At 47.7% G+C, this 10,529-nt stretch carries 9 protein-coding genes and 1 tRNA gene; all 10 read left to right on the top strand.

Features of this window, described 5'->3' with window-relative positions; all coding sequences use genetic code 11:
• The 10 genes from JX312_RS04185 (at nucleotide 1) to JX312_RS04140 (ending at nucleotide 10,302) form a co-directional block, all read left to right on the top strand.
• Nucleotides 1-73 (top strand) — tRNA-Val (locus JX312_RS04185).
• Nucleotides 74-279: 206 nt separating this feature from the next.
• Nucleotides 280-747, top strand: coding sequence for a GatB/YqeY domain-containing protein (locus JX312_RS04180; protein ID WP_123407372.1), 468 nt, complete (start codon nucleotides 280-282; stop codon nucleotides 745-747).
• 53 nt (nucleotides 748-800) lie between these two features.
• Nucleotides 801-2,072, top strand: coding sequence for a serine--tRNA ligase (serS, locus tag JX312_RS04175; protein WP_123407374.1), 1,272 nt, complete (start codon nucleotides 801-803; stop codon nucleotides 2,070-2,072).
• A gap of 83 nt (nucleotides 2,073-2,155) precedes the next feature.
• Nucleotides 2,156-2,935 (top strand): protein kinase, encoded by a 780-nt coding sequence (locus tag JX312_RS04170; RefSeq protein ID WP_124030076.1) that lies wholly within the window; start codon nucleotides 2,156-2,158, stop codon nucleotides 2,933-2,935.
• Between the two features lie 19 nt (nucleotides 2,936-2,954).
• Nucleotides 2,955-4,082, top strand: coding sequence for a GNAT family N-acetyltransferase (locus tag JX312_RS04165; RefSeq protein ID WP_124030075.1), 1,128 nt, complete (start codon nucleotides 2,955-2,957; stop codon nucleotides 4,080-4,082).
• A gap of 44 nt (nucleotides 4,083-4,126) precedes the next feature.
• Nucleotides 4,127-4,888 carry a bifunctional demethylmenaquinone methyltransferase/2-methoxy-6-polyprenyl-1,4-benzoquinol methylase UbiE gene (gene ubiE, locus JX312_RS04160; RefSeq protein ID WP_124030074.1) on the top strand — a complete coding sequence of 254 codons (762 nt, stop codon included), beginning with the start codon at nucleotides 4,127-4,129 and terminating at the stop codon, nucleotides 4,886-4,888.
• The gene (locus JX312_RS04155) at nucleotides 4,885-6,123 is read left to right on the top strand and encodes a peptidase U32 family protein (RefSeq protein WP_124030073.1); all 1,239 of its coding nucleotides are present in this window, start codon (nucleotides 4,885-4,887) and stop codon (nucleotides 6,121-6,123) included. Before ubiE ends, JX312_RS04155 begins: the two co-directional genes overlap by 4 nt.
• Before the next feature lie 94 nt (nucleotides 6,124-6,217).
• Nucleotides 6,218-6,934, top strand: coding sequence for a DUF2027 domain-containing protein (locus JX312_RS04150; RefSeq protein WP_123407384.1), 717 nt, complete (start codon nucleotides 6,218-6,220; stop codon nucleotides 6,932-6,934).
• Complete coding sequence (locus JX312_RS04145; protein ID WP_123407386.1) at nucleotides 6,931-7,374, top strand: DUF695 domain-containing protein; 444 nt, start codon at nucleotides 6,931-6,933, stop codon at nucleotides 7,372-7,374. The genes JX312_RS04150 and JX312_RS04145 overlap by 4 nt, the downstream gene beginning before the upstream one ends.
• Before the next feature lie 123 nt (nucleotides 7,375-7,497).
• Nucleotides 7,498-10,302, top strand: coding sequence for an alpha-amylase family glycosyl hydrolase (locus tag JX312_RS04140; protein WP_204457159.1), 2,805 nt, complete (start codon nucleotides 7,498-7,500; stop codon nucleotides 10,300-10,302).
• The last annotated feature ends 227 nt before the right edge of the window (nucleotides 10,303-10,529 follow it).

Below are 10,529 nucleotides of genomic sequence, written 5' to 3'. Positions count from 1 at the left end.
GCGATTAGCTCAGCTGGTTTAGAGCGTCTGCCTTACAAGCAGAGGGTCTGCGGTTCGAATCCGTAATCGCCCACCGAAAAGGTCTTTTCGTGAGAAAAGACCTTTTTGTTTTTTATGTTTTTGACACTAAGGTTTTCATCTTAAAAGTATTTTTGTTATTTTTGCAAGTTGAAGCAGGTTAAAGCACAAAATGATAGACTGGCAAACACTGGCTCATCATAAAAACGCAGTAAACCTGCTGTCAAAAAAATTTGTTTAAGAAACATTACAACATAAATTATGAATCTTTTTGATCAGGTCAGCGAAGACATCAAGAAAGCGATGCTCGCTCGTGAGAAAGTACGTCTCGAAGCTCTTCGCGGCGCAAAAAAAGAATTCCTTGAAGCCAAGACAGCTAAAGGAGCCAACGGCGAACTGTCGGATGACGCGGCTACTAAAATCCTTGTGAAGATGGTGAAACAACGCAAGGAAAGCGCCAGGATATACACTGAAAACAATCGCCCTGAACTCGCACAGAACGAACTTGACGAAGCAGCGGTGCTTGAAGAATATCTTCCAAAACAGCTTTCTACAGAGGAACTTGAAAAAGAGATTTCGGCAATCATCGCCGAGACCGGTGCCACCGGACCCAAAGAGATGGGAAAAGTTATGGGTGTCGCGTCAAAACGCCTTGCCGGACGCGCCGAAGGACGCGTAATCTCCGAAACGGTAAAGACTCTACTTGCGAAACTCCCAGAGAGTGTTTAAACAGCTTCTTAAAGAGTTTCCAAAACATTTCAGAACCAGTAAAATACAGCAACATGCTTACCATACAGACAATAAAAGCAGACCCGGAGTTTGTAATCTCCCGTCTCGCTGTCAAAGGATTTGACGGACGTGCAGTAATCACGGAAATACTTGAAATAGACGCCGAACGCCGACGCCTTCAGCAGAAAACCGACAACGATGCCTCTTCACTTAAAAAACTCGCGGCTTCAATCGGATCGCTCATGAAACAGGGAGCAAAAGAGGAAGCGGAGAAAGTAAAGGAGGAAGTGGCTCGCATCAAGGGTGAGACCAAAGGTCTGCAGGACCGTCTTGCGGAATGCGAGGAGAAAATGCGGAATCTTCTGCTTACCGTTCCCAATATGCCTTGCGCCGCGGTGCCTGAAGGGCTTTCCGCAGAACAGAACGTTGTGGAGAAAACAGGAGGAACGGTTCCGGAACTTCCCGCAGACGCACTCCCCCACTGGGAACTCGCGAAGAAATACAATATCATAGATTTCGAGACTGGTGTGAAAGTGACCGGCGCGGGATTCCCGTTCTATGTCGGCAAAGGAGCACGTCTGCAGCGTGCCCTCATTCAGTTCTTCCTTGACGAGGCATGGAAAGCGGGATATGTAGAGGTTGAGCCTCCGTTTGTAGTCAACGAAGCATCAGGATACGGCACAGGTCAGCTTCCCGATAAGGAAGGTCAGATGTATCACGTCACTCTCGACAACCTCTATCTCATACCCACTGCAGAAGTTCCCGTCACCAACATATACCGTGACGAGATTATTCCGGAGACTGAGCTGCCAAAGAAAAACTGCGCGTATTCTCCTTGCTGGCGACGCGAAGCTGGAAGCTATGGCAAGGATGTGCGCGGACTGAATCGCCTGCACCAGTTCGACAAAGTGGAGATCGTGCGTATCGAAAAACCTGAAAATTCATATGCTGCACTTGAAGAGATGAAAGACCATGTGCAGGGACTCCTTGAGAAACTCGGACTTCCCTGGCATATTCTCAGACTTTGCGGCGGCGACATGAGCTTCACGTCTGCAATAACATTCGACTTCGAGGTTTGGTCGGCAGCGCAGCAACGATGGCTTGAGGTTTCATCTGTCAGCAACTTCGAATCTTATCAGGCAAACCGCCTGAAATGCCGTTATCGCGACGAAGACAAGAAAATACACCTGTGCCACACGCTGAACGGCTCTGCTCTCGCATTGCCGAGAATCGTGGCGGCATTGCTCGAAAATTACCAGACACCGGAAGGAATCGTAATTCCCGAATGTCTGCGCAAATATACCGGTTTCGACATCATAGATTAGGCATACGGACTTCGGTCATGACCCTTCCGCGCCCTGTCATTCCTTATTACACCCTATTCAGGAACTATATAGAATAGAAAAAAATGGACAAAAATAGATACATAAGCAAAGAGGAGAAAAAGATTCCGATCAGCGATCCTACCGGAAAATGGTCGGATCTGACGTTGCTCCCCGAATGGGGTGAGAAGTATTATGATGTCTACACCATCAAGAAGCATGGCAAGTGGGTTATGCTCAAGGCTCTCAAGAAGGAGTATGCCGACAGTCCGGAATACCGCAAGATGCTTGAGAACGAGTTTGACACACGTTACAACCTCGCCCATCCGAACATTGTTATGGTAAACGACCTTGAGGAAGTGCCAGGGGTCGGACTTGCCATTATTACAGATGACGTATACGGATATTCCCTCCGAAGACTCATTGATGAGAAACGGCTTACTCCCAAGATCGTGCGACGCCTCGAGACACAGCTCCTTGATGCGATGGAATATATTCAGGAAAATCATCTTGTACACGATTCCATCACTCCCGAGACAATAATCTTCACAGAGTATAACGAAAACCTCAAACTCATAAACGTGGGGTATGCTCAGAAATCGAGCATGACCCCGCTTGATGCCACTGAAGACATACGCAGCTACGGCAAGATTGTAAACGAGGTGCTTGACCATCTCCCGGCAACTTTGCCACGTCTGAAACGAATAGCGGGCAAATGCATTGGTGAGAACCCTGCCTACCATTCAATTTCCGACCTGCAGCTTGCCTTAGAGAAACGCGACTCAAAGCAGCTCTTCACCATCATATGCGTGTTTATCCTCCTGATGACCGCACTCTTGATATGGCTGACGCTTCACATCAAGTAGAGATTACTTCCAGAGAAAGATGATTGAAATAAAGCAAATAGAACCAACAAAGGCAAATCTTAGAAAATTCACGCAGTTTCAGATAGATCTTTATGACGGAAACCCTTATTACGTGCCTCCGTTGATTTCAGATGACGTGTACACGCTCATGCCCGACGAGAACCCTGCCTTCGATTTCTGCGAGTCCGCATATTTTATGGCATACCGCGAAGGCAGACCCGTAGGCAGAATAGCCGCAATAATAAACCGTCAGATAAACGAGAAATCGGGAGCCAAAGACGCGCGATTCGGATTTATCGATTTCATAGATGACCCGGCTGTATCCGCCGCTCTTCTCAAGGCTGCGGAAGACTGGAGCCGCAAGAAAGGCATGACGAAAATTATCGGTCCGCTCGGATTCACAGACCTTGACCACGAAGGAATGCTCATAGCCGGATTCGATGAACTTTCCACCATGGCTACGATATACAACTACCCGTATTATCCTGAGCATATGGAGAAACTCGGCTATAAGAAAGAATCCGACTGGCTGGAGTTTCTGATGGAGGTGCCCGACAGTATTCCCGACAAATACAACAGGATTGCGGAGATTGTAAAAAAGAAATACGGGCTCAAGGTTCTCAAATACACAAACCGCAAACGAATCAAGATGGAATACGGACATGCCCTTTTCCATCTCATTAACGAAGCATACAAGGACCTGTACCAGTATTCGACATTGACTGAGCGACAGATAGACCACTACATCGACATCTACCTGAACCTCCTCAATCTCGATCTGGTGACCCTCATCGCCGACTCAAACGGAAGACTCGTCGGTGTCGGGATATCAATGCCTTCAATGAGCCGCGCATTGCAGAAATCCAAAGGCAAGATGCTTCCTCTCGGATGGTATCATCTCCTGAAAGGACTCAAAGGGAAAAACGACAGAGTAGATCTGCTTCTTGTAGCAGTGCATCCGGAATACCAGAACAAAGGCGTGAACGCCCTGCTTTTTCAGGATCTTATTCCTTATTATATCAGGAACGGATACAAATACGCGGAATCAAATCCGGAAATGGAGACCAACGCCAAGGTGCAGAGCCAGTGGGAATATTTCACTACACGCCAGCATCGCCACAGACGCTCGTTCGCAAAGAAACTGTAAAAGTTTGTCAGAACACTCAACAGACACCTCAAGAAAACAGGCTAATGAATGAGACAAAAAGCGGAGCGGAACTGGTAACGCCATATTCCGACAGAAGAGATAAAACAGATCAGGTCGAAGAGATGTTTGATTCCATCGCTCCGGCATATGATTTCATGAACACGGCGATGACTTTCGGTCTTCACCGATGGTGGCGTTCACGCGCACTTGACGCCGCCTCGAAGGAACTGTCGTCATCTCCCCGTGCGATTCTTGACATCGCTACAGGCACGGGTGATGTGGCTTTCGATCTCCACCGCCGTTTTCCGGAAGCTGAAATCACAGGCATTGACCTTTCCGACGGCATGCTTGAGGTGGCGAGGGAAAAACTTGCCAAGTGCGACGCTTCCGCACGAAACCGAATATCTTTCATTCAGGGAGACTCGCTTGACCTCTTTCTGCCTGACAACTCGCAGGATATGATTACTGTGGCATACGGAGTGCGTAACTTCGAACATCTGAAACAGGGTTACAGGGAGATGCTAAGAGTACTGCGTCCCGGAGGCACACTCTGCGTAATCGAGCTTTCACGACCTGCCTCGAAGATTCCGTTCGCGTTATACAACATATATTCCCACCATATAATCCCCTTCGCAGGAAGAATTGTCTCGGGTGATACCCGGGCATATTCATATCTTCCGGAGAGCATCGCAGCTGCCCCTCAGCGCAATGATATGACATCCGTGATGGAAAGCTGCGGATTTACCGGATGCCGGTGGAAATCGCTAACTTTCGGAGCCGTAACATACTACATAGCACATAAATGAACCGTAAGGATTTTGAAATAATGGCTCCCGTGGGGAGCTGGGAGTCTCTCGCCGCTGCACTCGCCGCCGGCGCCGATGCCGTATATTTCGGCATCGAGGGATTGAACATGCGCTCGCGCTCAAGCGCGAATTTCACCGCCGACGACATGGCAAGGATAGCAGGAATATGCGCGGAGAAAGGTGTCAGAACCTACCTTACCGTAAACACGGTGATCTATGACAACGACATGGAAACCATGCGAATGATAATCTCACGTGCCAGGCAAGCTGGCATATCGGCTATCATTGCCTCAGACATGGCGGCGATAATGTATGCACGCGAAATAGGACAGGAAGTGCATATCTCCACTCAGGTCAATGTAAGCAACACTGAGGCTGTGAGATTCTATTCGCAGTTCGCCGATGTGATGGTGCTTGCCAGAGAACTCAACATGGAGCAGGTCGCAGAAATACACCATGCCATAGAGAAAGAGAACATATGCGGCCCGAACGGCGAGAAAATCAGACTCGAAATGTTCTGCCACGGAGCGCTGTGCATGGCGGTGAGCGGGAAATGCTACATGAGCCTTCACGAAATGAATTCAAGCGCGAACCGCGGGGCGTGCAACCAGATATGCCGCCGAGCATACACGGTACGGGATAAAGAAACCGGCGATGAACTCGAAATCGACAACCAATATATAATGAGTCCTAAAGACCTCAAGACAATCCATTTCCTGAACAAAATGGTTGACGCGGGGGTACGGGTATTCAAAATCGAAGGCAGGGCTCGAGGACCGGAATATGTGGCGGAAGCGGTGGCATGCTACTCGGAAGCTCTTCAGGCAATCACCGACGGCACATACAACGAAGAGAAAATAGCCGCATGGGATGACAGACTCGTCAAGATATTCAACCGCGGATACTGGAACGGATATTATATGGGCGAACGCCTTGGGGAATGGAGCGCCAAATACGGATCAAGCGCGACACGCGTCAAGAGCTATGCCGGCAAAGCGATGAGGTATTTCTCAAAAATAGGTATCGGGGAATTCCTTATGGAGGCGGGTGAACTGCACACGGGCGATGAAGTGGTGATTACAGGACCGACAACCGGAGCCTTGATCTTCACTATAAAAGAGTTGAGGTTTGACCTCAAACCGGTTGACTGCGTGACTAAAGGACAGTTGTTCTCTATGCCTGTGCCGGAGAAAGTGCGTCCGTCTGATAAATTATACTTCTGGAAAATCAAATAACCGGACATTACAGACTGTTTCAAAAGCTCTCACATTAATTAAATCAATATATTAAGTCCGATTATCTGGATATCCGCTTAAATTCTGTTTATAAATGGCAAAAATAGGAGATACCGTCAGATTCCTGAACACAACAGGCGGCGGCAAAATAACAAAAATAGAGGGACGTATAGCATATGTCGAGGAAGACGGCTTCGAGACACCTGTGCTTCTCAACGAAGTGGTAGTGGTGCTCCCTGCCGGTCATGAACCCGAAAAGAAGGGCGCACGCATGATGTTCGACCAGAAGGCTTTCGATGACGGCAAGAAAAGTGTCCGCGACGCAGCCCCTCAGAAAAGCGCAGACTCCCGAAAAACGGATAACGTCGCTGAACCCGAACTTCCTGTGGAAGAAACAGAATATGGTGAAGACATCACCGTAGCGTTGGTTTTCGAACCGGAAAATGCAAAGGCTCTCTCCACTTCACGAATTAACGCGGCATTGGTAAACGATTCAAATTATTTCCTCTATTTCTCTGTTCTCATACGCGACAACGAGGCGAAAGCCTGGAAACCGCTTTTCACCGGAGAAGTCGCCCCCAACGAGATGATAGACCTCGCATCATTTACCCAACAGAACATCTCAGAGATCGAACGGGTTGTGTTCCAGGCAATGGCATATAAGAAAGGAAAGTCTTTTCAGGTCAAGTACCCGCTCAACGTATCAAAGAAGATCGACCTCACAAAATTCTTTAAGGCACATTGTTTCCGACCGGGTGTCTATCTCGACACTCCATGCATTGAAATTCCACTTTATTCAGAACGCAGATGAAAGAAAGATGGTGGTCCGCTCCTACCGAAGCTGAAAACGGAAGCACGATTATAGTCACCGGACGCGACTATATGGATGAAATAATCGCAAAGGGAAAATTCAATTATCGCGTCACTGTGTCATGGGATTATCAGGCTCTCCCGTCGGGAATGCCGGATGATGCCGATGCCGGACTCATGGAGAAAGCTACCGATGCGATGTTGGCTGAATTCAAAAAAGACAAAGTCGCATACATGACCGGTATATATACCGGCGATGGCAGACGCGACTGGGTTTTCTACACACAGAACCTTAATATATTCGGACGCGTGTTCAACCGCGCTCTCGAACCTCTGGAACAGATGCCTCTGCTCATTGAGGCGGAATCCGACCCGGATTGGGAAGAATATCGCGAAATGCGAGAAATATCCTATATCGCTCCCGATGACGAGGAGAAATAACCCCGACACGCTCCCGCTCTCCTGTCTCCTCACATACATCTTTACATCTCTGCTGAAATATATCTTTTCGATTCTGCCGACATATATTTCTAACAACTTTTTAACCAAATAAATTCTTACACAATGCTTAAAATCTATTTACTCGCGGCAGTTGCGTTACTTGCCGGTGCTTTGGGCATGAACGCGCAGGTCGTGACAACCGAACCCTCTCCTCTTCAGGAAGACTCGCAGAATGTGGTGATCTATTTCCACGCCGACCAAGGCAACATGGGTCTTAAAGACCAGCCGGCATCTACGGCATTATATGCCCACACCGGCGTATCCACAATCGACGACAACGGGAAAGTATCTGACTGGCAATACGTCCCTGCCGCATGGAACACCAATCTGCCCAAATGCAAGCTCGAATATGTGTCGGCAAATCTCTGGAAACTCAATATCGGAGATATCCGCACGTTCTATGGTGTTCCCGCTGACATCCGTATCTCCAAATTATGTTTTGTTTTCAGAAACGCCAACGGCACCAAAGAAGGGAAAGGCACAGGCAACACGGATATCTTAGTGCCTGTTTCCGACAAGGGATTTCAGATTGCATTCACCTCTTCCGCCACAGATCAAGTAATCACGCCAACGACCTGTGACGTGACATTCACACTCTCTTCCACAAAAGAGGCAAACCTCTCGATTGCAGTAAACGGCACAACCGTCAAAAACGCCTCATCTGTAAAGACTCTTACCGCAGAGTATACCTTTCCCGGTGTCGGAGACTACACTGTGACGGCAACAGCCGATGACGGCTCCCAGACAAAGACAGAGACAATCTCTCTCTGCTGGGCGGGAGCTTCCCGCCCGCTGCCATCCGCCGCTGCTCCGGCGATGGGTGCGACAAGAAACGCCGATGGTTCGGTAACGTTCTGCATAGCCGCTCCACAGAAACAGAATGTAATGGTGATTGGCAGCTGGAACGGTTATAAAGCATCCGGCACACAGGTCATGAATTATATAGATGAAGTAATCGACGGCATCCCGTTCCGCTTTTTTACTGTGACTCTGCCGGAGAACCAGATTCCGAGAAACACCCAAGTGATGTATTATTACCTTGTCGACAATTCAATCAAAGTCGGCGATCCATACGCACGACTGACCCTTGATCCTTATAACGACAAATACATATCTGCCGATGTATATCCGGATCTACCTGAATATCCAATCGACAAACTGAGCGGAACCCCGCTTGCTGTCTTCGCCGACAATATCAACGATTACGAATGGCAGACCAAAAGTTTCACCGCCCCCGACAAAACAGACCTTATTATATATGAGCTTCTCGTCCGCGACTTCACAGGCACGGAAGGAAAAGCACTCGGAGACGGAACAATCCGGAGAGCCATAGAAAAGATTCCCTACCTTAAATCACTCGGTGTGAACGCTGTCGAACTCCTCCCTATAAACGAATTCAACGGCAACATATCCTGGGGATATAACCCTAACTTCTATTTTGCCATTGACAAGGCATACGGAACGCCACAGGATTATAAAGAGTTTATCGACAAATGTCACGCTGAAGGAATAGCTGTCATTCTGGATATGGTTTTCAACCAGTCTGACGGCATGCATCCATGGTATATGATGTATACCCCGGGTTCAAATCCTTTCTATAATGTAAACGCGCCTCACGCCTACAGCGTGCTCAACGACTGGAATCAGGGATACCCGCTTGTTGAGCGTCAATGGAAAGATGTTGTTCAATACTGGCTTGAGGAGTATAAGGTAGACGGCTTCCGTTTCGACCTTGTGAAGGGTCTCGGAAACAACGACTCATACGCCAATTCAGGAGAGTCGGCGACAAACGCATTCAACCAGAGCCGTGTGGACCGCATGAAACGTATTCATGAATATATGAAGGAGGTAAATCCTGAGGCATATTTCATCAACGAGAATCTTGCCGATGCCAAGGAAGAGAATATGATGGCCGAAGACGGAGAGCTGAACTGGGCGAATATCAACAACGCCGGTTGCCAGTTCGCAATGGGATATTCTTCAGAGTCAAACCTGAACCGCATGTGGGCTATTCAGGACAAACGCACGGCAGGATCCACCGTATCATATCTTGAAAGTCATGACGAACAACGCCTCGCATATAAGCAGCAGCAATACGGAGTGACGGGAGTAAAAGGGAATAAGACTGCAAGCTGTCAGCGTCTCGGTGCGGCGGCTGCACAGATGATTCTTGTTCCTGGCAGCCACATGATCTGGCAGTTCTCGGAAATGGGAAACTCCCAGAACACAAAAAATGCAAACGGAAGTAACAACACAGACCCCAAAATAGTAAACTGGACTCTCCTTGACAATCCTGAAAACAAAGGCTTGTTCGAGTCCTATCAACAGCTGATCTCCTTGCGTCTCGGAAACAAAGACCTCTTCCCTTCTTCGGAATCAGGAATAGACTTCTCGATGCAGTGCAATATCAGCAACTGGACTAACGGACGCCTTATCACAGCCCGCAACGACAATAAAGAACTATACTGCGCCATAAACCCCAACACGAGCGGCACACTTGATATACCCGTTCCATTCCGCACTGCCGACAACTCCGCATATGAGATTTATTCTCAAAGTCACGGATGCGAGGCGTCTTTCAATGCCACAACCGGAAAAATAACCGTTCCGGCAAACTGCTACGTGGTCGTAGCCTCCAAAACAGTGAGCGAAGTGAAAGAAATCACACCCGATAGCGGATATGAAGCATACGTCACTGGTCTCGCAGGCAAGATAATTGTGACCGGTGCCACATCTCCGGTACGCGTATACGACATAAACGCACGCCTCATTGCGGAATCTGAAAAAACAGACTTTTCGGTGTCTGCACCCTCAGGCATATACATTGTTAAAACCGGAACAAAGGCTGTCAAGGTGTTTGTAAAGTAAAATTTTGGCATGAGAAACAATTTGCAATTGTTAATTTAAGGTCAATTTTAAGTTAAAAGTGTTAAATTTTACATTTTTTAAATAGAATAGATAAAAAAATTGAAGATTTTTCTTCCATGAAAAAAATTTATATTAACTTTGCAACGTTTTTGATAGCAAAGAATATTGTTTTATTATTTTAAATTTTAAAGAGATGAAAAAAATAGTTTTCTCGCTTGCTGTTCTAT

This window comes from Barnesiella sp. CU968 (assembly GCF_905219685.1).
Lineage (GTDB): Bacteria > Bacteroidota > Bacteroidia > Bacteroidales > Muribaculaceae > Lepagella > Lepagella muris_A.
Note: the sequence above shows the minus strand (reverse complement) of the source record. Positions and strands in the feature narration are given on the sequence as shown.